Source organism: uncultured Endozoicomonas sp., from assembly GCF_947495845.1.
Taxonomy (GTDB): Bacteria; Pseudomonadota; Gammaproteobacteria; order Pseudomonadales; family Endozoicomonadaceae; genus Endozoicomonas.
This window is the reverse complement of record NZ_CANMAO010000017.1, coordinates 49,473-75,197: the sequence shown is the minus strand read 5'-3', so window position 1 is coordinate 75,197 and position 25,725 is coordinate 49,473. Positions and strand designations below refer to the sequence as shown.

The following is a 25,725-nucleotide window of genomic DNA, read 5'->3' as shown; positions in this document are numbered from 1 at the left end:
TCACACTCTGTTTCCGGAGCCGCCCTCCTACCAACAAATCCGGGCTGGAGCAGACAAGCGCGTAATAGCCCAACATTCTATGACAATCAAAGCAAAGTCTCATCTATATTAGCTGTATTTCTTTCTAGCAAGACGCTGTATGACGAAAAGGTCAGTATTTGGGGAGTGTATAGTGGACTTAATCAGCGCAGGATTGTGCTTTTTGCGCTCAATAATATAAAGTCTAAAAAAACATAAAGCCCTATAAAAAGGGCTTTATGAGATAGAAACAAATGGACGACAGAATCAAAGAGCTACTTACTGGCTCTGTAAATATATTTGGCTGGATCCTGTGGCTGTCCATCTTTCAACACTTCAAAATGCACATGAGGGCCTGTTGAGCGACCAGAACTCCCCATTTTGGCAAGAGCCTCGCCTCTGGAGACGATATCACCCACTTTCACCAGGCTTTCTTCATTATGGGCGTAACGGGTCAGGTATCCATTACCATGATTAACTTCCACCAGAAGCCCAAAGCCTGACCTTTTGCCAGACCAGACAACCACGCCAGCTGCCACTGAAATCACTTCCGAGCCACGCTTACCGGCAAAATCCACACCGTTATGCCAGGCTGGCCGACCAGTAAAGGGGTCCGTTCTGCGACCATAGCGGGAAGAAAGCCAACCTTTGCGAACAGGCAGGCCTGCAAGGAATGAATCATCATAAATGGTGCGATTGGAAATCAGACGATCAAGCAGATCAAGTTGCTGCTCACGGCTTTCAATCTGGCCAGATAGCTGATCAATAGCATCCATTAAGGTCAGCTGATGAAAGGCTTCGTCGGACGGCATTAAATCCTGCGGACCACCAATGGCTGGGGCTTCGCTGAAATCAAACTCACCATCATTCAGTTTGGCTTTGGTAGTTAACCGCTCTCCCAGAGCATCCAGACGAGTCAAACGACCTTGCAGCTCAGACATCCGAAGCATCAGAGCATCAACCTGATGCTGAGTCTGTTGCCTAACTATACCGATATCCTGCTGCTGTAACTCAATCACCTGCTTCCAGTTTGCAACGCCTTCCTGCGTCAAAAAATCAGCATGGCCGCGCTTCATCCAGAAATAGGTGACACTGCTGCCGAGAGCGGCTATCAACAGAAGAACACAGCCGAGCATCATACCAAAGCCCACGCTACTCCCAGCCATAGTTCTTGTGCGTGAGTGCTTTTCGTCTACAACTATGATCTTCATCTTTGACCCTTAATTCTTGATAACAAACAGGCTACACCTGTCAGCCCCAGAGGTATTTCACATGATCGACAGCTGAATGTGCAAGTACGGATATCAATTTTATCGTTGAAAATCATCATTCTTTTAATTTTTGTACAGATTCCAACAACAGGGGAACTCCCTGAAGATAGATTTTGGTAAGTGTTACACACAAAAACAGGGCCGCACTAAGCGACCCAACCCAGACTGCTTACGCAGTCTGCAAAGTATCATGATTCAGATCGGGACAAACAGCTCTATCAGGCGGGAACTGCTGCAGGCTTCTGGTAAGCGATTGGAGAAACCTCGGCATCTTCAAAGGTGACGATTTCCCAGAGATGCTCATTGGCCAGAATTTCTCTTACCAGTTTGTTGTTCAGCCCATGGCCAGACTTATAACCGATAAACTCACCAATCAGGCTATGGCCCATCAGGTAAAGATCACCAATCGCATCCAGCATTTTGTGCTTAACAAATTCATCGTGATAACGCAGGCCATCTTCGTTAAGTATGCGATAGTCATCAACAACAACGGCGTTATCCACACTGCCACCCAGAGCCAGGTTCTGGGAACGCATGTACTCAACATCGCGAATAAAACCGAAAGTACGAGCACGACTCACTTCTTTCACAAAGGAAGTACTGGAAAAGTCGATACTGGCAGTCTGTGAGCGGCTAGTAAATACCGGATGGTCAAAATCAATCGTGAAGCTGACTTTAAAGCCGTTGAACGGCTTGAAGGTAGCGGTTTTATCGCCATCCTTTACGGTCACTTCTTTTTTGATCCGGATAAATTTCTTAGGTGCATTCTGTTCTTGAATGCCTGCAGACTGAAGCAGGAAGACAAAAGGGCCTGCGCTTCCGTCCATAATAGGCACTTCATGGGCGCTAACTTCAACATAGGCATTATCGATACCCAGGCCAGCCATCGCAGAAAGCAGATGCTCAACAGTATCAACTCGAACACCATCTTTGTGCAGAGAGGTGCACAGTGTCGTCTGACCAACATTCAGGCCAAACGCAGGAATCTCAACGACCGGTTCCAGGTCGGTACGGCAAAAGATGATGCCGGTATCCACAGGTGCAGGTTTCAGGGTGAGATAAACTTTCTCACCAGAGTGCAAACCCACTCCTGTCGCTCTAATAATGTTTTTAAGTGTACGTTGTCTGATCATGATAAGGGTGTTCCGCGACCTTTACAGGCCTATATTCTTTGGATGCAACGTAGCATTGTAACAAAAGTAACATTTGACACAAGTTCACATTGCCACATCCAATTTAGTCTGCCTGCCGTCTTAAGAACGCTGGGATATCAAGATAGTCAACACTGTCTCCAGAGGAAGAGGGCCGCTTAGTCTCGCTACGCTGCTCAAGGCCTTCCTCATGTTTCTTTCTCTGTTCACGAATCAGAGGAGACACATCCAGACCTTTGTAATCCACGCTACCGTCGTTCTTTTTAGGCGCCGGTTTTTCGACAACCTTCAGAGGCTCTCTGGCTCCCGCAATACCAATACCGGTAGCAACAACGGTGACTCTGAGTTCGTCAGTCAATTCAGGATCAATAACTGTGCCAATAACCACGGTCGCATCATTCGATGCAAACTGGTTAACCACTTCACCCACCTGATTGTATTCACCAACCGTAAAGTCCAGACCTGCGGTAATATTGACCAGCACGCCTTTAGCGCCTTCCAGATCAACATCCTCAAGAAGCGGGCTGCGAATGGCTTTCTCAGCTGCTTCACCTGCACGACCTGAGCCAGTAGCAACACCTGTGCCCATCATCGCCATGCCCATTTCAGACATAACTGTGCGCACATCGGCAAAGTCAACGTTAATCAAGCCGTCTCGAGTAATCAGTTCCGAAATGCCTTGCACAGCGCCGAGCAATACATCATTAGCTGCACCAAAAGCGTTCAGCAGGCTGACATCGCTGCCCAAAACTGGCAACAGCTTCTCGTTAGGGATAGTAATCAGAGAGTCAACATGTTCCTGCAACTCTTTCAAACCTTCTTCAGCAATAGCCATACGACGCTTGCCTTCGAAACCAAACGGCTTGGTCACGACCGCTACCGTCAGCGCACCCATTTCACGGGCAATCTGAGCAACCACTGGTGCTGCACCGGTACCCGTACCACCGCCCATACCAGCAGCGATGAATATCATATCTGCGCCTTTGAGCAGCTCGGCAATACGTTCACGGTCTTCCATCGCCGCTTCACGGCCTACATTCGGATTGGCACCAGCACCCAGCCCGCGAGTGATAGAAGCACCCAACTGCAGATGAGTATGCGCCTGAACGTGTTGCTTTTTCAGTGCCTGAGCATCTGTATTTGCACAGACAAACTCAACCCCTTCAAGCTGGCTCTTGAGCATATGAACAACAGCATTACCACCGCCGCCACCAACGCCAATCACTTTGATGACCGCTTCCTGCGGTACGCTATCCACCAATTCAAACATGGTCATCTCCTTTTTATCACCCTTAATCTAACAAATTCAGAGCAATGCCGTCACCGATATTTACAGCACGCCGCCGCAGTATCAAAAAAGCATCAGAAATTCTGAAACCAGCGCTTCATTTTCTCAACAAGCCTGGTTTCCTGATTTTTACCTGGAACCGCCTTTTTCAGACCGTCCTTTTGCATTTTCTGTCCGTAATGCAGTAACCCGACACCTGTCGAATAAATCGGATTATTCACTACATCACTTAACCCTTTTACCGCCTGGGGAACCCCCAGCCTGACTGGCATATGGAAAATCTCTTCCGCCAACTCAATAGCGCCTTCAATTTTTGAGGTGCCACCGGTCAGCACAATACCCGCTGGAATCAAGTCCTCAAAGCCACTTCGACGGATTTCCGCATTTATTAATGTGAATAATTCGTCATAACGCGGCTCCACTACTTCCGCCAATGCCTGTCTTGACAACTCTCGGGGTGCCCGATCACCAACACTGGGGACTTTTATGGTTTCATCCGCCCCCGCCAGTTGCGCCAATGCACAGGCGTATTTAATCTTTATATCTTCTGCATTCTGGGTCGGTGTTCTCAAAGCCATGGCAATGTCATTGGTCACCTGATCACCCGCTATCGGAATCACTGCCGTATGACGAATAGCCCCTTCAGTAAAGATGGCTATATCGGTAGTACCACCGCCAATATCCACCATACAAACACCCAGTTCTTTCTCATCTTCAGAAAGCACTGAATAACTGGATGCCAGCTGCTCAAGAATAATGTCGTCGACTTCAAGACCACAGCGTCGTATACAGTTTTCAATATTCTGAGCCGCATTGACGGCACAGGTCACCAAATGAACCTTGGCTTCCAGTCTTACACCAGACATACCTTGAGGCTCTTTAATGCCTTCCTGGTTATCGATGGCATATTCCTGAGGCAGAATGTGCAAAATCCGCTGATCAGCCGGAATAGCTACGGCCTGAGCTGCATCAATTACCCGATCCACATCAGCACCATTCACCTCTCGCTCACGTATTGCCACGATACCGTGAGAGTTGAGGCTTTTAATATGGCTGCCTGCAATGCCGGCATAAACAGAGTGAATCTGACAGCCAGCCATCAGCTCAGCCTCTTCAACGGCACGTTTTATTGCGTGTACTGTGGAGTCGATATTAACCACAACACCCCGCTTCAGCCCACGGGAAGTATGCGAGCCGATGCCAATGACTTCAATGTCACCTTCAGCATTGAGTTCGCCGACAATAGCCACTACTTTGGAGGTGCCTATGTCCAACCCAACGATCAATCTTCCATTTTCCACCGCTGTCATGGCATCAACCTTCCCAAACGTCTCTATCCATCATAAGCCTGCGTCTGCTGCAGCCTTTTTTCGCCAGGCTACTGCAGCACCGTTCAAATATCGTAGATCTACCCGGTCAACCTCAGACCATCGCGATTCAAGTCTGGTGTGGTACAACCGCGTAAACCGCTGCAATCTTTCCATCTGTCGATCACGGCCAATATTGACCTGAACGTGACCAATAACAAACGACCATGAACCACTGTCTTTACGGGTGAGTGCTTTTAACCTCAACCCAATGGGGCGCAGCAGCTGACCAACAGCCAAATACTGCTGCATCACCTCTTCTGCGGACTCATCAGCACCGGCCAGAACAGGCACATCCGAAAAACCCTCAAGGCTATTCGGCTCGAATACCACACCTTCATTACTGATCAGGCGGTGCTTTCCCCATCTTGCTATGGCCTGCCGCTCTTCCAGATTAACCATGACACTGTCAGGCCACTGTTTTCTGACGGATGCTTCCTTCACCCAAGGCAAACCAAGCAATGCCTCTTGCATCGACTCAAGATCGAGACTGAAAAATCGCGCCTGCAGCATGGGCTCAAGCGCTTTTTCAACATCCTGTCTGGACTGGTGCTCAAACCCTGAATGCACTTCAACTCGTGCTATCGGCTGATTCAACCAGTCCATAATTCGCGGGGCAAAAGCCAACACCCCTGATATAAACGCTGCAGAAATCATCAACTGCAGCACTCTTTTCCAGTTCAAACTTCGCTTTTCCGGTTTATCCAAAAGCGATGCCGTCGGGCTTCTCGTTGCCCCTCTGGATGAACTGGAATGACCAAACGCCGCCATTCAACCTTACCTACCGCTGGCGGTGTTCAGTATCTCAACAATCAGATCATCAAAAGATAACCCGGCAGCATTGGCCGCCATGGGCACAAGACTATGATCGGTCATGCCTGGGATGGTATTCACTTCCAGCAACCAAAAACGTCCCTGCTGATCCTGCATGAAATCTACACGCCCCCAGCCTTCACAACCGATGGATTCAAAAGCCGTCAGGGCAATGGCCTGCAGCTCTTGCTCTTTCACCTCGGTCAGACCGCTAGGCAAATGGTAGCGGGTAGAATCCGATAAGTATTTCGCTTCGTAGTCATAAAATTCACTGGTTGCCTCTACCCGAATAGCAGGCAACACCTGACCATTAAGAATACCTACAGTGAATTCCGGACCATCAATGAACGACTCCACCAATACAGGCCCTTTATGCTCACCGGCACGGCGACAGGCGGCTTCGAGATCCTGACGACGATCAACTCGACTAATCCCAACACTGGAACCTTCCAAGGAAGGCTTCACAAATGCAGGCAACAGAGTTTCTGCGTATTCAAGACTATCGATATTGTCAAAATCCGTAATCAGCGCAAACTCAGCCGTTGGCAGACCAATAGACTGCCATAGCAGTTTACAACGATACTTATCCATGGCCAGAGCGGATGCCATCACACCACTACCAGTGTATGGAATACCCATGCTTTCCAGGAAGCCCTGCATAGTACCGTCTTCACCACCACGACCGTGAAGCGCAATAAATGCCAGATCCGGCTTGTAATTCAGTAACTGCTCGACATAACGCTCTGCTGAGTTGTGTTCAGCCGTGTCAATCAACAAGCATTCCACACCCTGACTTTTCAGGGAGTCAAAAATGCGCTGACCACTGTTCAGACTCACTTCCCGCTCCGCAGAGTGACCACCATAAAGTACAGCAACCTTGCCAAAGGATGCTGGATCAAACGGATCATCGCTCCGGTCGTACTTCATGCACTATATCCCTTTTCCTGAAAAAACGTGAGCTATACCCGTCGCCTTTCAAGTTGCTACTTTGTTGGCTGCGCTCGCTCACCCCAATCACCTACTACTTGTAGGCTCATGGGGATTCACTCGGTTGCCGCCGCGTAGCAACTTGAAATCCTTTGGGTATATATCAAATGTGAACCAGAACACATTATTGCCCAGAAGGCAGCTTCAATTCACTGCGTGCAAGCCGCAATGCGAGTGCTCCAATATCACCAGCACCCTGTGCCAATAGAAGATCGCCGTCCTGCAGCACATCCGCCAACACTGACTCAACATCTTCCGGACGACTGACAAATATCGGATCAATCTGTCCACGCTGACGAATACTGCGACATAGCGCCCGGCCATCAGCACCGGGAATTGGCTCTTCTCCTGCGGGATAAACCTCCATCAACAGAAGCACATCCACCTTGGAAAGCACATCCACAAAATCTTCATACAGGTCGCGGGTACGGGAATAACGGTGAGGCTGATAAATCATCACCAGTCGTTTATCTTCCCAACCATCACGCACTGCTTTAATCGTTGCATCCACTTCAGTAGGATGATGACCGTAGTCGTCTACCAACATTACCTCGCCAGCGGACGTATTGAAATCACCCAATACCTGAAAACGTCGACCAACACCATCAAAAAGACTCAAACCTTCTGCTATCACTTGATCCGGCACACCTTCATCCGCCGCTGTAGCAAAAGTGGCCAAGGCATTTAATACATTATGCCTGCCGGGTATTCCCAGCTCTACAGTTACTGGCTTGCTGTCAACGGACGCATCCTGGATCGATGGGCGAACCACCTCGAATGTAGTGTTCATGCCTTTCTGTCGTACGTTTATCGCACGATAATCTGCATCTTCGCTAAAACCGTAAGTAATAACCTGTCGTTTAATTTCCGGGATGAGCTCCCGAACCACAGGGCAATCAATGCAAACGATGGCAACACCATAAAAAGGCAGGTTATGAAGAAAGTCCACAAAGGTCTTCTTCAACTTACCAAAATCACCATCGTATGTAGACATATGGTCTGCATCGATGTTGGTAACAATGGAAACCATTGGCTGAAGATGCAAGAACGATGCATCGGATTCATCCGCCTCGGCCACCAGATAGCGACTGCCACCAAGCTTGGCGTTGGTACCAGCGGAATTCAAACGGCCACCGATAACGAACGTTGGATCCATTCCACTGAACCCAAGAACAGAAGCCAGTAAACTGGTGGTTGTGGTTTTGCCGTGGGTACCGGCAACAGCAATGCCGTGTCGATAGCGCATCAATTCCGCCAGCATCTGCGCTCTTGGCACGATAGGTAAACGACGACTTTCCGCTTCAACCACTTCAGGGTTGTCACTGGAAACCGCTGTAGACGTGACAATCACATCCGCATGGGCAATATTCTCAGCATGGTGGCCAATAAATACTTCAATACCAAGCGACTCCAGTCGTTCAGTGACCGCAGAGGCGCGGATATCTGAACCGGAAATCTGGTAACCCTGATTCAGTAGAACCTCGGAAATCCCACACATGCCGGAGCCGCCAATCCCGACAAAATGAATTTTACGAATCCGGCGCATTTCCGGCACGGCGACGACTGGAATTCGACTCTTTAGATCAGGCATAAGAAACCTCCTGGCCAGCCGCTTCAAGGCAGTTTCGAACCACGTCTGTTGTCGCTTGGGGCAGACCGGCTGATTTTGCTGAGGAGGCCATTACTTCAAGCTGAGCCGGATCATCCATCCACTCAACTATGTTTTTTGTTAATGCATCGATATCCAGATCGTGCTGTTGAATCATCAGGGCCGCACCTTGCTTAACCAGATACTGACCATTGACCGTCTGATGGTCATCCACCGCGTGGGGAAATGGCACCAGAATCGCTGGCTTACCCGCTGCGGCAAGCTCTGCCACCGTCAACGCGCCGGAGCGACAAAGTACCAGATCCGCCCATTCATAGGCTTGCGCCATGTCATCAATAAATGGAGCAACCCTGCAATCAGAGTCATTACCGGAGAAGCCCTGCTGCTGATATTGAGCCAGGCACTGCTCGTAGGTTGCTTTACCGGTTTGATGCCAGATTTCCAGTCGATTGTTACATCGCTTCATCAGTTCTGGCATTAACTCATTGATCGCCAGTGCACCACGGCTACCACCCACCACTAAAAGACGAAGTGGGCTATGGGGTTTATTGGCTCTAACGGCAGCGATCTCAGAACGCACTGGATTACCAGTCAAAACCGTTTTACCAGCGACGGATGGCAACGCTGCAAATGCATCCGGAAATGCCTCCAGCACACGTGTCGCAACCCGGGCTAACAATTTATTGGTCAGCCCTGCGACTGCATTCTGTTCGTGAATGATCAAAGGAATGCCCAGCAAACGGGCAGCAACACCGCCCGGTCCCGCTGCGTAGCCACCCATACCAATGACACACACGGGTTTCTGAGTTCTTAACACTTGAATCGCTTTAATTAATGACTTCATCAGACGCCAGGGCGCCTTTACAAAAAAGCCAACCCCTTTGCCACGCAACCCCGTCACCGGGATAAAGCTGATTTCAATGCCATGTTTTGGCACCAGCTCTGCTTCCATACTGCCGGGTGTGCCCAACCAATGGATCCTGTAGCCAGACTTTTCTAACTCATGGGCGGTAGCCAGTCCCGGAAAAATATGACCTCCAGTGCCACCCGCCATAATCATCACGACCGGTATCTGGAGCGATGACGAATCAGACATATCGCCTCCTTCCACCAATGATGCTTTGTGATGTTGTTTCAACCGTACGCTCCAATTCCTGTCGAGTTTTCTGCTCACTCGCTTTGCGACCAGCTACCGGTTTTTCTTCTACGGCTTTCGCCAGTCGTCGTTCATGATCAATCCGAAACAGAATGCCAAACGCCATGCAATTGACAATCATGCTACTGCCACCGTAACTGATCAGTGGCAAAGCCAATCCTTTAGTGGGCAGTAGTCCGGTATTTACACCAATATTGATAAATGCCTGGCTGGCGAACAACAGCGCAATACCGTAGGCCACATACGCGTGAAACAGTAGCCCTTTCGACTCAGCTCTTGAACCGATATGCAAAGAGCGCCATGCCACAAACAGAAACAACCCTAAAATCAGCAAGGAGCCAATAACGCCAAACTCCTCCGCCAGCACCGCAAATACAAAATCGGTATGAGCCTCGGGGAGATAAAATAGTTTCTGAATACTATTACCGAGCCCTTGCCCAAACCAGGCTCCGCGCCCAAAGGCAATCAAAGCCTGAGTCAACTGATAACCACTGCCATAGGCATGAGCCCAAGGGTCCATATACGATGTGATACGAGCCATTCGATACGGCTCCATCCAGATCAACAAAACGATCAGAAGTATCACCACACCGATCATGGCCAGGAACTGATGAAAACGAGCTCCCGCCATAAATATCATGCCCATCACTGCCACAGTAAGAACCACAAGGGCACCAAGATCCGGCTCTGCCAGTAACAGCAATGCCAAACCAAACATAACCACCATGGGCTTAATAAAGCCGCTCCACTGAGTACGAACTTCATCCAAGTGACGAACCAGATAGCCCGACATATAGATAACCACACAGAGCTTTGCTACTTCGGAAGCCTGCAGGTTGAAAAAGCCCAAAGGAATCCAACGAACACTGCCGTTTATCTCACGACCAACCACCAGCACAAGCAATAGCAGGGAAAAAGCAATCAGAAGACCGACCCAGCTGAATTGACGGATACGGTTCATGGGCATCAAGGTCATCACGGCCATGACCACCAAACCAACCGCCATAAACACCAGCTGTTTCAACACAATTTTTGCCGGGTCACCAAAAGTCTCTTGAGACACATCCATGGATGCCGATCCCACCAGCACCAAACCGATGGCCAGCAACGCAAACACCGAACCCAGCAGAATCATATCAACGCTCATTAGCGCTGATGGCTCTTGTGGCGCTGACGGCTCCTGTGGTGCGCCCGGTTTTGTGCGGGCTAAATGATGGCGTACCCGCTTCAGCATTCTTTCAACCTGTTAAGTAATCCATTTACCTGGGCGGTAAATTGTTCACCTCGATCTTCAAAACTTTTAAACATATCAAAACTGGCACACGCAGGCGCCAATAGAACCCCATCACCGGAGTCCGATAAATCTGCGGCCAATCTGACAGCCCTTTCAAGGTCACTGGCCGAATGTGTTTGCGCGGCTCCTTTCAAAGCATCACCAATCACCGGGCCATCTCTGCCAATCAGTATTACGTGTGACACATAACGCTGCACAGAAGGTCGCAATTCTGAAAAATCAGCACCTTTGCCATCGCCGCCGGCAATCAATATCACCTTTCCTGTTAAGCCAGTACCCAAGCCTTCAATAGCCGCCACTGCTGCTCCAACATTGGTGGCTTTGGAATCATTAAACCAGGCAACACCGTCAGCCTCACCAATCCACTGACAACGATGCTCCAGACCGGGGAAGCGCTTAACTGCTTCATACATTGCCTTTGGGTCAATCCCTGCTGCTTCCGCCAACGCCATAGCCGCCAGAGCATTCAGGTGATTGTGAGTTCCCTTGAGTTTCATCGCCTGAGTATTGAGTAGCTTATTCAATCCTTTACTCAACCAAACACCATCGTCGTCTGACAACAAGCCCATCTGACCAAGATCAGGCGACAGCGCAGTAAAACTCACACCACCGGCCGTGACCGGCAACAACGGCGATGTCAATGGATCATCACGGTTGTAGACGGCTGTCGCACAACCACGATAGATCCGTTGTTTTGCCTGATGATAGTCAGAAAGTGTCGTATAACGATCCATGTGATCAGGGCTAAGGTTAAGCACTGTAGCAGCAGTAGCACGTAAACTGTGCGTGGTTTCCAGCTGGAAACTGGACAGCTCCAGCACGTAGACATCAATAGACGAATCGTCCAGCAACTCAAGAGCGGGCGTGCCTATATTGCCCCCAACGCCTGGCTTTAAGCCGGCTTCCAGAACCATTTCACCCACAAGCGTGGTGACTGTACTCTTTCCATTGGAACCCGTAATGGCAATAACGGGTTTCTCTGGTGCAGTGCTATTAACGGCTCGGCAAAACAGTTCAATGTCACCAATAGCTTGAGCGCCATGCTCAATGGCTCGCGCAATCGCTGGCTCTGCAAGGGCAATACCCGGGCTGACAACCAGCTCATCCGCCGCCATCAACCACGCCTCATTAAAACCACCGGTATGGAGAGGTATTTCAGGAAACTCCTGACGACACTCTTCCTGCCCGGGCGGGTTCTCACGGGTATCGATAATCTTGAAGGGTAACCCCTGACGATAAAGATAGCGGGCACAGGAGAGTCCAGTCATACCAAGACCGATAATAACCCGATTACAACTTGAGCCTATTAACTCTACCTGCTTATTATTCATGTTCAGTATTCATTGCGTTGCTGCTCACAATCCCGTTACCTTTTGATACTCAGCACAAGCTGATCATCGAATCTTCAGTGATGCCAGACCAATCAGAACCAGCACAATAGTAATAATCCAGAAGCGAACAATAACCCGCGGCTCTGGCCAGCCTTTCAATTCAAAGTGATGGTGCAGCGGTGCCATACGAAATATACGACGACCGGTTAACTTATAAGACCCCACCTGCAAAATCACAGATACGGTTTCCATCACAAAAACACCGCCCATAATGATCAGCACAATTTCCTGTCGGACAATCACGGCAATGACACCCAGCGCAGCACCAAGCGCCAGAGCACCCACGTCGCCCATAAAGACCTGAGCCGGGTACGTGTTAAACCAGAGAAAACCAAGACCCGCTCCAGCAATCGCACCACAGAAGATCATGATTTCACCAGAACCTGACACAGCAGGAATCAACAAATATTGGGCAAAACTCGCGTGACCACTAAGGTAGGCAAACACCGCCAGCGCCGAAGCGACCATAACGGTTGGCAAAATCGCGAGTCCGTCCAACCCGTCTGTCAGGTTGACAGCATTACTGGAGCCCACAATGGTGAGATACGCCAGAACAATAAAGAATGGGCCTAGTTCAATCGTGAGATTTTTGAAGAACGGAATAATCAGCGTCGTTTCAGTGGCAGAAGGTGCGGTATAAAATAGAAAAATAGCAGCACCCAGCCCAGCCAGTGATTGCCAGAACATTTTCCAGCGTGCCGGCAAACCACGGGAGTTTTTCTCCACCACCTTACGATAATCATCCACCCAGCCAACGGCACCAAAAATACCGGTCACTACGAGAACCACCCAAACATAACGATTACTGAGATCAGACCAAAGCAACGTACTGATGGCAATACACACCAGAATCAGCGCGCCACCCATGGTGGGCGTTCCCGCTTTACTGAGGTGAGATTGCGGACCATCGCTACGCACAGACTGACCAATCTGATAAAAGCTCAACTTACGAATAAAGTGAGGCCCCAACCACAAACTCATCGCCAGTGCCGTCAATACACCGAGAATCCCTCTCAAGGTCAGATATTTGAAGACACCAAATCCATGGTAAAACTGTGATAAATAGTCTGCCAACCAAAGCAGCATCAGGCTTCTCCCTTCTCATCAGCTCCAGCCAGAGCCTCTACAATTTCCGTCATATTTACGCCACGTGACCCTTTAACCATGACCGAAACCGGCTCAGAGTGATCAGCACCAAGGTACTCATTCAGCCAATTCACCAGCTGAGGTTTTTCTGCAAAATGATGCCCGTCACCAAACGCCTCACTGGCCAGATGAGCAGAAGCACCAAAACTCAAAAATTTATGCACGCCCTGTGCTTTCGCATAGCGGCCAACATCTTGATGACGCTCATCTGAAACTTCACCAAGATCCAGCATATCCCCAAGCACCATGATTTTGATGCCTTCACAGTCAGCCAACTGATCAACGGCGGCCAACGTCGCTTTCGGATTGGCATTGTAGGTCTCGTCAATCAGCACTGCACCACTTTCATGGGCAAAACGTTGACCACGTCGCTGAAATGGTCGGGCATTTTCAAGCCCGCGGGCAATAATGTCCAGCGTCAACCCTTGAGCCATGGCAACTGCTGCCGCGCAACAGGCATTAGAAATCTGATGACGCCCCCAGAATGCGAGCTGAACTGATTGCTGAATCGCATTATCAGCCCCATCATTAAAATGAAGGGTAAAGCGTGTTCCCAGCTGATTTGGCGTAATATCGCTGGCAAACACATTGGCTGCTGCCTGCTCGCTGCTAAAGCTCACTACCGTGCGCTCGTTTGACTGCAAAGCTCGAGCCTGCCACTGGGGGAAGAAATGATCGTCCATATTAAGGACGGCGATACCATCCGCTGACAGCGCATCCAGAATATAACCTTTCTCTTGAGCAACTCCCGCCACGGTTTTCAAATCTGCCAGATGGGTTTCCGCGGCATTGGTAATCAGTGAAATATCCGGCCGGCCGAGATTGGCAATGTACTCAATCTCTCCGGGGGCGCTGGTGCCCATTTCAATGACCGCGAATTGATGATCACTGTTAATTTTCAACAACGTTAACGGAACACCCAGATCATTATTCAGGTTGCCTTCCGTCGCCAGAGTCGAACCCACCTCGGAGAAAATCGCCTGCAACATCTCTTTAACCGATGTTTTGCCACAGGAGCCCGTTACACCAACCAGACAACCTTCAAAAGCATCACGATTGGCAGCACCAAGTAAACCCAATGCCTGACGGGCATCAGTAACGACAATTTGCGGAATGGGCGAACCTTCACACACCTTTTCTGTCAATGCCGCCACCGCTCCAGAATCGGCGGCTTGAGCAAGGTAATGATGACCATCAAAACGCGGCCCTTTAATGGCAACAAACAAATCGCCAGACGTCAGCGTTCGTGTATCAATACTGACACCGGAAACCAGCAGCGATGCAGAGGCCACATCAACCAGCTCACCGTCAACAACACTGGCAACCTTGGAAAGCGACATAGGCTTAATCATCAAAGTCCACCTTCTTGCACACTTTCACTAAGTTGGGCTGAACTATTCCCGGATAACAAGGCTGCTTCAACCTGCTCTGCATCATCAAAATGATGGCGGACACCGTTGATCTCCTGATAATTCTCATGGCCTTTACCGGCGATCACGATAATGTCACCAGCACGAGCGCTTCTGATTGTGGAATGTATGGCAGTAGCACGATCAGGGATCACCGTGAGTCGTTGAGCAGCATCGTTATCGATACCTTCCTGTGCATCCGAGAGAATCTGATTCGGGTCTTCCGTTCTCGGATTATCACTGGTCAACACTGCTCTACCAGCACCTTTCAATGCCGCATTCGTCATTAAGGGACGCTTACCCCGGTCTCGATCACCACCACAACCATATACACAGACAATTTTGCCGGTAACTGGTTCGTTATTTTTTAACGCCCGTGAATGTTCTTGCAGTGATGTCAGTACACTTTCAATAGCGTCCGGCGTGTGAGCGTAGTCAACCAACACCAAAGGCTTATCGCCGCCGCCAAAGCGTTGCACTCTTCCTGGTGGGGTCGACATATCAGGCACAGCTGCCAGCAGTTGGTCAATGGCGTAACCTTGAACACCCAGTGCCGCAATAACGGCAAGCAGATTCTCCAGATTAAAACGCCCAAGCAGAGAGGTATTTAATAACCCACCGCCCCACGGCGTGTGAAGCATTGCCCTGAAACCTTCCGGCAGCACTTCAATCTCACTCAGATACACATCTGCCGACGCATCCTCCAAAGACCAGGTTGTGATCTGTGCGCCTGCAGGACAGGCAGCCATCATTTGCCCGGAGAAAACATCATCCTTGCCAATCACTGCAAAGCGGAACTGACACTGGGAAAACAGTTTTGCCTTAGCATCAACATACGCTTCAAGAGTGCCGTGGTAATCAAGGTGATCACGACTGATGTGAGTAAATAGCGCCACTTCAAAATGAATAGCATCGACTCGCCCCTGATCAAGACCATGGGATGACACTTCCATGGCCAGCGATGAAACGGACTCAGAGACAAGCTGATCAAGATAGCGCTGAAGGGAAACCACATCTCCGGTGGTATTCAACGATGTTTCTAACTGACCGGGTAAGCCTTTACCCACCGTTCCCATCAGGGCGCAGGGTTCGCCTAGCAGTCGCAATAGATCAGAGATAAACCAGCAACAGGAGGTTTTACCATTCGTGCCGGTAACCCCCATCACCTTCAGGCCTTTAGATGGGTGCCGATAAAACCGATCAGCCAACGCTCCCATCCTGTCTTTCAAACCAGGCACTAAAAAAACATTGTCGTTTTTGCGAATGTCAAACTGTTCAAACCCACTGTCGTCCACCAGAACAGCCGCCGCACCTTTCTCTAAAGCGCTGACAATATACTGCCTGCCATCAGACATAACCCCTGGCACAGCAATAAACAACTCACCCCCGATAATCTTGCGACTATCGAGGGTCAGATCGGTTACTTCTTTGTCTACAGCGACCGGGGGTAACTGCAACCCGGTGAGCACGCTGTTCAGCGTCTTCTCTTTATCAGCTGTCATTGCCTGTTTACTTCAACCTTTCTTTAACCTTTCTTTAAAGAGCTGAGCCTTGTTGCGCTATGGCGCGGCTCCATCATTTGGCCATCTGGCGTCAATCGCCAAGGCACATAGGCCATACTTCTGGCCGAATCATTCATTGCTCTGTCGATTGGCTCAACACCTAACAGCCTGAGCGCGCCAGCCGCCACATTGGAAAACACCGGTGCCGCCGTCAAACCACCGTAGTAGGTCTGTCCGATGGGATCATCAATCACAACAACGATGGCCAGTCGCGGATCATCAATGGGCGCAAGACCGGCGAACATACCGATATAACGGTCTTTGCTATAACCATTTTTGCCAACCTTCCGAGCGGTACCGGTTTTACCGCCTACTTCAAAAGCATCAATTCGTGCTCGCCCACCGGTACCACCGTGCACTACTTCCCGAAGCATTTTTCTCAGATCATCAGCAATCCGTTGATCCATTACACGAACACCGTCGGGTATGACGTCACGCTTGATTAAAGACACCGGCCGTAAAACACCGCCAGATCCCAGAACGGTATAAGCCTGAGCCAACTGCAGTGGCGTTACGGTTAAGCCATAACCAAACGACAATGTCGCTATTTCAATATCACTCCAGCGATCTCTGAATGGCAGATAACCTGAGCTCTCCCCAGGAAAACCAGTTCCCGTACTTTGACCCAGTCCTACTCGCTGTAATAACTCCAAAACTTTGTCTGGTCCAATAGCCAGCGCCATTTTTGAAACACCGACGTTACTGGACTTGCGCAACACTGTCGTAATATCAATAGAGCCATAGTTCCTGGGGTCTCTAACTTTATCCCGCCCCAGTCGCATAACGCCTGGTGAAGTATTGATCACCGACGTTTTCTGAAACTGACCACTTTCCAGAGCAGCCGCCACAGTAAACGGCTTTAAGGTGGAGCCCGGTTCAACCATGTCCGTGACCACCCGGTTACGCATTTTATAGGCCTGCATATCCGAACGGTTGTTCGGGTTATAGGCAGGCTGATTCACCATGGCTAACACTTCGCCGGTCTTCACATCCAGCATCACCAGAGAACCGGCACTGGCACGATGCTTCTCTACCGCCTGCTTCAACTCCCGATACGCCATGTATTGAAGCCGAAGATCAATACTGAGCATCAGCTCTTTACCGGGGCTGGCACTTTCCATCAATTCCGCTTGACGAGCCAACTGACCTTTTCGATCTTTCAACACCCGTCGCTTGCCCGGTTGGCCAGACAACCAATCATTGTAGGCTAACTCCAGGCCTTCCTGACCGGTTTCATCGATATCAGTAAAACCAACCAGGTGAGCCGTCACCTCCGCCGCCGGATAATAACGACGTTGCTCATCCGTTGCCTGAACGCCAGGCACTTTCAACTTCACAATGGCAGCGCCCTGCTCTGGAGTCATATGGCGCTTCAAGTACATAAAGTCTTTGTTCTTATTAACCTCAACCCGATCCGACAACCACTTATGGGGCACATCCAGCGCTTTCGCCAAATCCGCCCAGCGATCTTTGGCTTTATAAAGATCTTCCGGGTCGGCCCAGATCGTAACCACCGGCGTACTCACCGCCAGCGGATCACCATTGCGATCAAAGATGACGCCACGGTGTGCTGAGACCGGTTCATAACGAACGGACCGCTTATCACCCTCATTTTGCAGAAAGTGGCGATCAATCAGCTGCAAATCAACAACACGATAACCCAGAGCCAGACCTACAATAAGCAGGACGCCCTGCAACATTTTCAGGCGCCACTTATGAGTTGCCGCTTTTTTCACTCGCGAGAAAAAGCCGGGTCTTTTCTCGGATTCAGAACGCCTGTTGTACTGAACTCTTCGTCCCTGACTCATGGCAAAACCATTTCAATCTGATGGTTAGCGGGCACATCCATGCCCAGTTTACTTCTGGCGATCTTCTCAACCCGGGCCGGAGCCGTCAGGGTGCTGTGCTCCAACAACAGTCGTCCCCACTCAATCTGGGCATTGTTTTTATTATCAAACTCCTGCTGCATCCGGTTATGCAGGCGGCGATTTTCATAGGAAACGTAACCCACAGCCAGCCCCGAAATCACCACCAGCAACAACAACACCAAAGGCAATGCATAGGTCTGAAATATTCGGATGCCAAACAGGCCACTCTCCACCACAAGCGTTTTCATCAGGCGAGTTTTTCCGCCACACGCATCACCGCACTTCGAGAGCGAGGATTTTCAGCAACTTCTTCTTTGGATGGCTTAATCGCCTTACCCAGACTTTTCATACGTTTATTCAGTTGATCTTCTCTTACTGGTAACCAGCTGGGCAGGTCATCACCCTTTTCCTGCTTACGGATAAAACGTTTAGCAATTCGATCTTCCAGCGAGTGGAAGCTAATAACCACCAGGCGACCACCGGGCTTCAGCTTTTCCAATGCTCGATCAAGACAATCAATCAGATCATCCAGCTCACGGTTAATATGAATCCGAATCGCCTGAAACGCCCTGGTGGCAGGGTGCTTGCCTTTTTCCCGACTCGGACAGGCCGCAGCGATGATATCCGCCAAACGCTTGGTAGTTAAAATCGGCTCAATGTCCCGTTCCCTGACGATGGCACGAGCCATTCTTCTGGAAAAGCGGTCCTCACCGTACTCCCAGATCACTTTACTGATCTCCTGCTCTTCCGCCCGGGCCAACCACTGGGCTGCACTTTCGCCCTGCTGATGATTCATCCGCATATCCAGCGGGCCATTATTCATAAAACTGAACCCCCGCTCCGGATCATCCAGCTGCGGGGAAGAAACACCCAGGTCCAGTAAAATACCATCCACAGGCTCATCGCCATTAACAGCATCTACTTCTATAAAGGAACCATGATGAATAGAGAATCTTGAATCATCGCCAGCAAGGCTTTCACCGGTCGCGATGGCGGCTGGGTCTTTATCAATACCAATCAGACGCCCCTGTTCTGAAAGAGATTGCAAAATCAGGCGACTGTGCCCACCCCGGCCAAAGGTGCCATCCACATAGACACCGGAAGGATCCGTCAGTAACGCATCGACAGCTTCATGGAGCATGACGGTTTTATGCACAGCAGCCTTGAGCTCATCAGAATCCTTGAGCGGACTTTGGGTCGACTCAACTTCCAGGCTCTGACTTTCGACAGCTTCTAACGATTTCATAAACTCATTCACTAAATGAGCGGCTACCACAGGTAACCGCTCCTTATAAAGAAAGAGACTGCAGTTCTGCCGGTATTTCATCCGACTCACTGGCCTCTTTCAAATATTGATCCCGACGATCGTTCCAGCACTGTTCATCCCAGAGTTCAAACTTTTTACCCTGGCCCAATAGAATGCTGCGCTTTTCAAGACCGGCATAATCCCGCAACAGTGGCGGCACTAATATGCGTCCACTGCCGTCCAACTCAAGATCCGTAGCGTGACCAATAAGCAGCCTTTGAATCCGGCGGGTCATGGGATGAAAACTGGGTAATGATTCAATCTTCTGTTGAATCAGCTCCCATTCATCAAGAGGGTAAATCAGAAGGCAAGGTTCATCCGTATCAATGGTTGCCACCAGTGCGCCATCACAACGCTCCCGCAGCACACTCCGGTACCGGGCAGGTATTGCCAGACGCCCCTTGGCATCCAGATTGATGGCGTTAACACCTCGAAACAAGCAACCTTCTCCCTGGCTCGATAGATTGAAAACGCCTACTGCCTACGCACCCAAAGAACAAGCCTTATCCATAAGGAAAACCCGCAACGGATTAGGTATGTTCATCACACTCAACCCATCACATCCCACTTTAATCCACTTTTCACCACTACAGCACACTATAGGAATCTGAAAAACCCACGTCAAGGGATGGAACTCACTCGTTCGCAAAGTATGAGACAACCAACTTCCATAAGGGTTTCATAGAAAAAGAACGCTCTTAGAACTTCAGTCTGTAAAAACAGAGAAAATCGGACAGCGTCATCCGGCCGGCAAGCCAGATATACGACAGATAAAAAGAAACAGGAAAAAAAAGAAGTCGCGAGCCGGCCTGTAAGCCGGGTTCTGTCCAGCCTGTAAAACAGGCCTGGGCAATCATTCATCTGGGATGTCTGTCACCAGACACCTCAAGCAACCTACCCGAATCCAGTGCGGGACACACCTATAGGATTCCTATTTGGTCTTGCTCCAGGCGGGGTTTACCGTGCCATGAACTGTTGCCAGTCATGCGGTGCGCTCTTACCGCACCCTTTCACCCTTACCGGTCAACGCTCGAAAGCGTGACTTAGGCGGTCTACTCTCTGCTGCACTTTCCGTAGGCTTTCGCCCCCCAGGCGTTACCTGGCGCCCTACCCTATGGAGCCCGGACTTTCCTCCACCTATTAATTCCGAAGATGCATTATCCAAAGAAATAACAAACAGCGATTGCCCGGCCAGCTCGCGGCCGCGAATATTACTTGCCTGCGAGCCGATAAGCAAGTTTATCTCAATCGTTATCTTTTAATGTAAGACCATGCTCGTAAAGGGCTTTTTTGCGCAGCCCGGTCAAATCGGCAACCACGGCAGCGGCCTTTTTGATAGGAAGCTCTTCCAACAGGCGCTGAAGCATTTTTTCCGCTTCTGGTGTAATCTCAGATACGGCTTCCTTTTTACAACCGTCCACCAAAATAACAAACTCACCACGCTGCTGATTACTATCCGATTTAACAATATCCAGCACATCAGACACCGAACCGGCCAACACCGTTTCAAAGGTTTTGGTGATTTCCCGGGCGATCACAATATAGTGTTCATCGCCCAGCACCGCCTGCAAGTCTTCAAGGGAATCCAGAATACGGTGAGGCGATTCATAAACACCCCAGGTATGTTCAAAAGCCGACAAAACTTCCATCCGCTTTCGACGGGCACCAGATTTAGCCGGCAAAAAACCTTCAAAGAAAAAACGATCTGTGGGTAAGCCACTGACCGACAATGCCGCCACAAAAGCACAAGCACCCGGCACCGGCACCACCCGAAAACCCGCCTCACGCACTGCTCTCACCAAATAAAAGCCAGGATCGGAAATCAACGGCGTGCCCGCATCACTGATCAGCGCCACAGACTCACCATTACGCATTCGGTTTACAATCGAATCTGCCTGCTGCCGCTCATTATGATCATGACAGGGAATTAATGGTGTATTGATACCAAAATGACTCATTAATCGCTTACTGTGCCGGGTATCTTCCGCTGCAATCACATCAACCCGCTCAAGCACCTCAACAGCCCTGGGCGTCATATCCCCAAGATTACCAATCGGTGTCGATACTATATAAAGGAGGGATTCTGTCATGAGAGATGGGAACTCATAAAAATTTCGACTATCTTACCATCTTTTGGTAGAGACAAAGAGCTTACCCTATAGTGTCGATTCCAACGGCTGTGTACAATAAGACAATTATTACAGTACTCTCAGTACTCTCAATATTCCCAGTACTCCCAGCCCCAGAGAGCCAAGCACAATTACCAATGATGAACTTTATCACCGCGCTACTTTCAAAACTGAAAGCTGAACGATTGCAGGAAAAACTCCCCGCTGTTGCCATGGCGCTGCTAGTTCCTGTGCTAATCACAGCCTGTTCATCAACGCTCGGGGGGAAATCATCTTCTTTAACGCAACCTAAAAGCATTGAACAGCAATTGGTTGAAGTGGCTAAATTCAGTTATCCGGAAAGAGCCAGCTTGACACTGGAACTGACCAGCCAGCTGGCCAATGACAATCCTGCAAGAGCCAAGCAGGTGCTCGACGAATTGCCCTATGATCAGCTACCAAAAACCATTCAGGCAAAGTTGGCCATTCAGCAAGCTCAACTGGCACAGGCCAATAACAAAGACTGGGCTATTTTTGACTGGCTGGACAGAGAAGCCGTCATCATCAGCAACGATCGCAACATCAACGCACAGTCCCACATTCTTAAAGCCCTCGCTTACGGTCGCTTTGGAGAACATCAGGCGTCACTGGATGAGTGGATTCTGGCTGGGCCATATCTGACAGACAGTGAAAAGCAACCTTATTACGATCGCTTTTGGCAAACCCTGCTACACGTTTCACCGGAGCGTTTGAACCTACTCCACCAACAGGAACGCTCCAGAGCCATGAAAGGCTGGCTCTCACTGGCTCTCATCTATCAAACAGGCACAAGTCTCGATCAACAACTGGCGGGGCTTGAACAATGGAAACAGGAATGGGCAACCCATCCTGCAAAACAGTTTCTGCCGGGGGACTTTGAGGTTCTTAAAGGCAGCTCTGCTGAGCGCCCAGACCGAATTGCCGTACTGCTTCCCCTCACTGGCAGGCTGGAGAAGATGGGTGCCGCCGTACGCGATGGCATGATGGCGGCTCACTTCGAGGCGATCCAAAGCGGAGAACAGCTGACCGAGCTTCAGTTTTACGACACTCATGGCAGCAACATTAATGACCTTGCCTATCGAGCTATTAATGAAGGCGCTCAGCTGATCATTGGCCCTCTGAATAAATCGAACGTCAAAGAACTCAGCAGCGATATCACCAGCAGAGTCCCTGTTCTGGCGCTGAACTATATCGATGATCATACCGACGAAACAGCTGCACCTCAGTTAAATCAACCACAAAACCAGTACCAGAAACTGTACCAATTTGGCCTGTCCGCTGAAGATGAAGCCGTATTAGCAGCCCACAGAGCCCGGCTGGACGGTCATCAAAGAGCCCTGCTGATCACCCCGAAAACCGAGTGGGGCAAACGGGTAAACACTGCATTCCAAAATCAGTGGTTAGCACTGGGCGGCGAGATTGTCGGCTCCGGTGAGTTTGAAGGAAAAACCCAGTTCAGCAGCCTTGCCGGCTGGCTCATGCACACCGACCAGAGTGAAGCCAGAGCACGACAGTTAAACCGGGTATTGGGCGAAAGCCTGGGCTTCCAGGCAAGGCGTCGTCAGGATGTGGATATGGTCTTTATTGGCGCCACACCTCAGGAAGCTCGCCAAATCAAACCTGCACTCGCCTACCAGTACGCCAGCAGTGTGCCAGTATACGCAACATCCAGTGTTTTCTCCGGTGTCAGCAACAAAACACAGGATCAGGACATGAATGGCATTCGCGTACCTATCATGCCATGGCTCCTGCCGGAAACTCACTTACCTTTAAAACGTCAGATCAACAGCCAATGGCAACAATCACGCAGCCAGCTGGGCACACTTTACGCCCTCGGTGTTGATGCTTATAACCTTTACCCCAGACTGCAGCAACTGGTTGCACTGCAAGGCAGCCAACTCCACGGCATGACCGGCTCTCTCAGCATTAACACCGATGGCAAAGTACAACGTGAACTCTCCTGGCAGATTTTCAAGAATGGCAACCTGTCACCACTGCCAATCATTAAGCCGAAGGAAACTGAAAAGCCACTGACCGTCAGCACCATGGATTTCCTACCACCTGAGTACCGCACCACAACGCCTGATGTTCTGGAAACTGAATCTCAGGAATAACCCTGGGCTTCAGGCCGAGAATCAGGCTCTGCGCTATCTGAAGCAGCAGGGCCTGAAATCTGTCGCTAGAAACTTTGCCTGCAAATCTGGCGAGATTGACCTCATCATGCTGGATAATGAAAAACTGATCTTTATCGAAGTGCGTTTTCGCAGTAAAAGCAACTTCGGTTCCGCCGCTCAAACCATCAACCACCACAAACAGACAAAAATCAGAAAGACGGCCGCCGTTTATTTGCAAAACCACCGTCAGCACAATCACAGAATTTGTCGATTTGACGTAATCGCCATTGATAACAGTGACGCCAAATGCGAAAACACTTTAAAATGGATTAAAAATGCGTTTTAGTGAAGACTAACTTTAGATTGATTAATTTTTCACAACCATCCATCTGATGTGTGACAACAGGAGCAACATGAAAACCCTACCGGTTTTCATCTCAGGATTTCAGGCATGCATGAACGTATAACCCAGCATTTCTCCGACAGCATTGACGCCAAAATCCGTTCAGCTGACGCACTGCCACCCGTTATTGCCGAAGCCGCTGAAATGATGGTTCAATCACTGTTAAGTGAAGGAAAGGTCATGGCCTGCGGTAATGGTGGCGCTGCTGGTGACGCTCAACACTTCGTCTCTGAACTGCTCAACCGTTTTGATCGTGAGCGCCCGGCGCTGCCCGCATTGTCTCTTTGTGCCGACAGCATGACCATGAGCTCCATTGCCAACGACTCCAGCTTTAATGATGTTTACTCAAAACAAATTAGAGCACTGGGCCAGGAAGGCGACATTCTGCTGGTCGTTTCGGCCCATGGAAATTGTCCGAACATGGTGAAAGCCATTCAGGCAGCACACGACAGAAACATTAATGTTGTTGCTCTTACCGGGAAAGACGGCGGTGATATGTCCAGACTGCTGCACCCGGAAGAGGTGGAAATCCGAGTGCCGGACAACAACCCTCACCGCATTCAAGAAGTTCACACACTGATTATTCACTGCCTGTGCGATCTCATTGATGAAATGCTGTTTTCCGGTGAATAAATAATACCAATGACTGATACTGCTTTTCTAATTTAAACAAAGGGGGAACCATGAAACCAATCAGAACCGTACTTCTGGCTGGCGTACTGGCTCTGTTAGGTGGCTGCGCCGTACTCGTTGACTCGGTTAATGAAGAGCCCGTTAACATTGATCACACGAAGCGCACCTGGGGAGCCTGGGTAGACGACCAGACCATTGAAACCGTCACGGCAGTCAATATCAACAAAGCCGATCCGGAACTCAGAACATCACGAGTGAAAGTGGTTAGCTTTAATGGCACCGTCCTTCTTGTCGGGCAAGTGCCCAGTGAAAGATTGCGCTTACTGGCTGGCACTACTGCCCAGAATACGGAGACAGTGCGGAAGGTTTATAACGAATTAACCGTCGGCAAAAATGCAGATATTATTGATCAGAGCAACGACAGCTGGCTGACCACGAAAATTAAAACGTCGATGGTCACCAATGAGTCCATCAACGCCGATCAAATCAAAGTGAATACCGAAAAAGGTACGGTTTATTTATTGGGCCTGGTCACACCGCAAATGGCGCATGAAGCGGTCACTTTGGCAGCCAATACCTACGGCGTTAAAAAAGTCGTTAAAGTGTTTGAGTACATAAATAAGTAGCATAATAAATAACGGAGGCTCTCTACCCAATGGCACTGACTTAAGCTTCTAACCCTTGGTAACTAAGGACTCGCCCGGAAAGAAAATCGACCATATAAAGTCAAACCAAAGTTTCAGGTTTTATGCAGGTCAGGAATTTACATTGTCGTAAACTTCAAGTAGTCAA

Annotated in this window: 22 protein-coding genes and 1 other RNA gene; 4 read left to right on the top strand and 19 right to left on the bottom strand. The window is 49.7% G+C overall.

What is annotated here, in order from left to right; translation table 11 throughout:
* Positions 1-293 precede the first annotated feature (293 nt).
* The 19 genes from Q1B11_RS12580 to rsmI form a co-directional block, all read right to left on the bottom strand.
* Positions 294-1,229: a M23 family metallopeptidase gene (locus tag Q1B11_RS12580; protein WP_299733116.1), complete on the bottom strand. Its 936-nt coding sequence runs from the start codon at positions 1,227-1,229 to the stop codon at positions 294-296.
* A 278-nt stretch (positions 1,230-1,507) separates the two neighbouring features.
* A complete protein-coding gene (gene lpxC, locus Q1B11_RS12575; protein WP_067514660.1) occupies positions 1,508-2,422 on the bottom strand; it encodes a UDP-3-O-acyl-N-acetylglucosamine deacetylase in 915 nt (304 codons plus the stop codon).
* 103 nt (positions 2,423-2,525) lie between these two features.
* A complete protein-coding gene (ftsZ, locus tag Q1B11_RS12570; RefSeq protein WP_067514662.1) occupies positions 2,526-3,710 on the bottom strand; it encodes a cell division protein FtsZ in 1,185 nt (394 codons plus the stop codon).
* Between the two features lie 92 nt (positions 3,711-3,802).
* Positions 3,803-5,038 (bottom strand): cell division protein FtsA, encoded by a 1,236-nt coding sequence (gene ftsA / locus Q1B11_RS12565; protein WP_299733112.1) that lies wholly within the window; start codon positions 5,036-5,038, stop codon positions 3,803-3,805.
* Between the two features lie 30 nt (positions 5,039-5,068).
* On the bottom strand, positions 5,069-5,866 hold the full coding sequence (locus Q1B11_RS12560; protein ID WP_299733109.1) for a cell division protein FtsQ/DivIB: 798 nt from the start codon (positions 5,864-5,866) through the stop codon (positions 5,069-5,071).
* A 6-nt stretch (positions 5,867-5,872) separates the two neighbouring features.
* Positions 5,873-6,835: a D-alanine--D-alanine ligase gene (locus Q1B11_RS12555; protein WP_067584190.1), complete on the bottom strand. Its 963-nt coding sequence runs from the start codon at positions 6,833-6,835 to the stop codon at positions 5,873-5,875.
* 184 nt (positions 6,836-7,019) lie between these two features.
* Complete coding sequence (gene murC, locus Q1B11_RS12550) at positions 7,020-8,486, bottom strand: UDP-N-acetylmuramate--L-alanine ligase (RefSeq protein ID WP_299733103.1); 1,467 nt, start codon at positions 8,484-8,486, stop codon at positions 7,020-7,022.
* Complete coding sequence (gene murG / locus Q1B11_RS12545) at positions 8,479-9,600, bottom strand: undecaprenyldiphospho-muramoylpentapeptide beta-N-acetylglucosaminyltransferase (protein WP_299733100.1); 1,122 nt, start codon at positions 9,598-9,600, stop codon at positions 8,479-8,481. The genes murC and murG overlap by 8 nt, the downstream gene beginning before the upstream one ends.
* Positions 9,593-10,894 carry a putative lipid II flippase FtsW gene (ftsW, locus tag Q1B11_RS12540; protein WP_299733097.1) on the bottom strand — a complete coding sequence of 434 codons (1,302 nt, stop codon included), beginning with the start codon at positions 10,892-10,894 and terminating at the stop codon, positions 9,593-9,595. Before ftsW ends, murG begins: the two co-directional genes overlap by 8 nt.
* Positions 10,888-12,285, bottom strand: a complete 1,398-nt coding sequence (murD, locus tag Q1B11_RS12535) for a UDP-N-acetylmuramoyl-L-alanine--D-glutamate ligase (RefSeq protein ID WP_299733094.1) — start codon at positions 12,283-12,285, stop codon at positions 10,888-10,890. The genes ftsW and murD overlap by 7 nt, the downstream gene beginning before the upstream one ends.
* Positions 12,286-12,348: 63 nt before the next feature.
* The gene (gene mraY / locus Q1B11_RS12530; RefSeq protein WP_299733091.1) at positions 12,349-13,431 is read right to left on the bottom strand and encodes a phospho-N-acetylmuramoyl-pentapeptide-transferase; all 1,083 of its coding nucleotides are present in this window, start codon (positions 13,429-13,431) and stop codon (positions 12,349-12,351) included.
* Positions 13,431-14,843, bottom strand: a complete 1,413-nt coding sequence (murF, locus tag Q1B11_RS12525) for a UDP-N-acetylmuramoyl-tripeptide--D-alanyl-D-alanine ligase (RefSeq protein ID WP_299733088.1) — start codon at positions 14,841-14,843, stop codon at positions 13,431-13,433. The genes mraY and murF overlap by 1 nt, the downstream gene beginning before the upstream one ends.
* A complete protein-coding gene (locus tag Q1B11_RS12520; RefSeq protein WP_299733085.1) occupies positions 14,843-16,402 on the bottom strand; it encodes a UDP-N-acetylmuramoyl-L-alanyl-D-glutamate--2,6-diaminopimelate ligase in 1,560 nt (519 codons plus the stop codon). Before Q1B11_RS12520 ends, murF begins: the two co-directional genes overlap by 1 nt.
* A gap of 23 nt (positions 16,403-16,425) precedes the next feature.
* Positions 16,426-18,270 carry a penicillin-binding transpeptidase domain-containing protein gene (locus Q1B11_RS12515; RefSeq protein ID WP_299733082.1) on the bottom strand — a complete coding sequence of 615 codons (1,845 nt, stop codon included), beginning with the start codon at positions 18,268-18,270 and terminating at the stop codon, positions 16,426-16,428.
* The gene (gene ftsL, locus Q1B11_RS12510) at positions 18,267-18,578 is read right to left on the bottom strand and encodes a cell division protein FtsL (RefSeq protein WP_067514680.1); all 312 of its coding nucleotides are present in this window, start codon (positions 18,576-18,578) and stop codon (positions 18,267-18,269) included. Before ftsL ends, Q1B11_RS12515 begins: the two co-directional genes overlap by 4 nt.
* Positions 18,578-19,576 (bottom strand): 16S rRNA (cytosine(1402)-N(4))-methyltransferase RsmH, encoded by a 999-nt coding sequence (gene rsmH / locus Q1B11_RS12505; protein ID WP_299733079.1) that lies wholly within the window; start codon positions 19,574-19,576, stop codon positions 18,578-18,580. The genes ftsL and rsmH overlap by 1 nt, the downstream gene beginning before the upstream one ends.
* Positions 19,577-19,619: 43 nt before the next feature.
* Entirely contained in the window at positions 19,620-20,075 is a 456-nt protein-coding gene (gene mraZ, locus Q1B11_RS12500) for a division/cell wall cluster transcriptional repressor MraZ (RefSeq protein WP_067514681.1), read from the bottom strand.
* Between the two features lie 357 nt (positions 20,076-20,432).
* Positions 20,433-20,835: RNase P RNA component class A (gene rnpB / locus Q1B11_RS12495), an RNA gene on the bottom strand.
* A gap of 45 nt (positions 20,836-20,880) precedes the next feature.
* Positions 20,881-21,726 (bottom strand): 16S rRNA (cytidine(1402)-2'-O)-methyltransferase, encoded by an 846-nt coding sequence (rsmI, locus tag Q1B11_RS12490; RefSeq protein ID WP_299733071.1) that lies wholly within the window; start codon positions 21,724-21,726, stop codon positions 20,881-20,883.
* 176 nt (positions 21,727-21,902) lie between these two features.
* On the opposite strand from rsmI, the gene Q1B11_RS12485 reads away from it, so the two are divergent.
* From Q1B11_RS12485 to Q1B11_RS12470, 4 genes are all read left to right on the top strand, one after another.
* Positions 21,903-23,897, top strand: a complete 1,995-nt coding sequence (locus tag Q1B11_RS12485) for a penicillin-binding protein activator (RefSeq protein WP_299733068.1) — start codon at positions 21,903-21,905, stop codon at positions 23,895-23,897.
* A complete protein-coding gene (locus tag Q1B11_RS12480; protein WP_299733065.1) occupies positions 23,869-24,243 on the top strand; it encodes a YraN family protein in 375 nt (124 codons plus the stop codon). The genes Q1B11_RS12485 and Q1B11_RS12480 overlap by 29 nt, the downstream gene beginning before the upstream one ends.
* Before the next feature lie 105 nt (positions 24,244-24,348).
* Positions 24,349-24,933, top strand: coding sequence for a phosphoheptose isomerase (locus tag Q1B11_RS12475; RefSeq protein ID WP_299733062.1), 585 nt, complete (start codon positions 24,349-24,351; stop codon positions 24,931-24,933).
* Positions 24,934-24,983: 50 nt separating this feature from the next.
* The gene (locus tag Q1B11_RS12470) at positions 24,984-25,559 is read left to right on the top strand and encodes a BON domain-containing protein (RefSeq protein WP_299733059.1); all 576 of its coding nucleotides are present in this window, start codon (positions 24,984-24,986) and stop codon (positions 25,557-25,559) included.
* Positions 25,560-25,725: the final 166 nt, after the last annotated feature.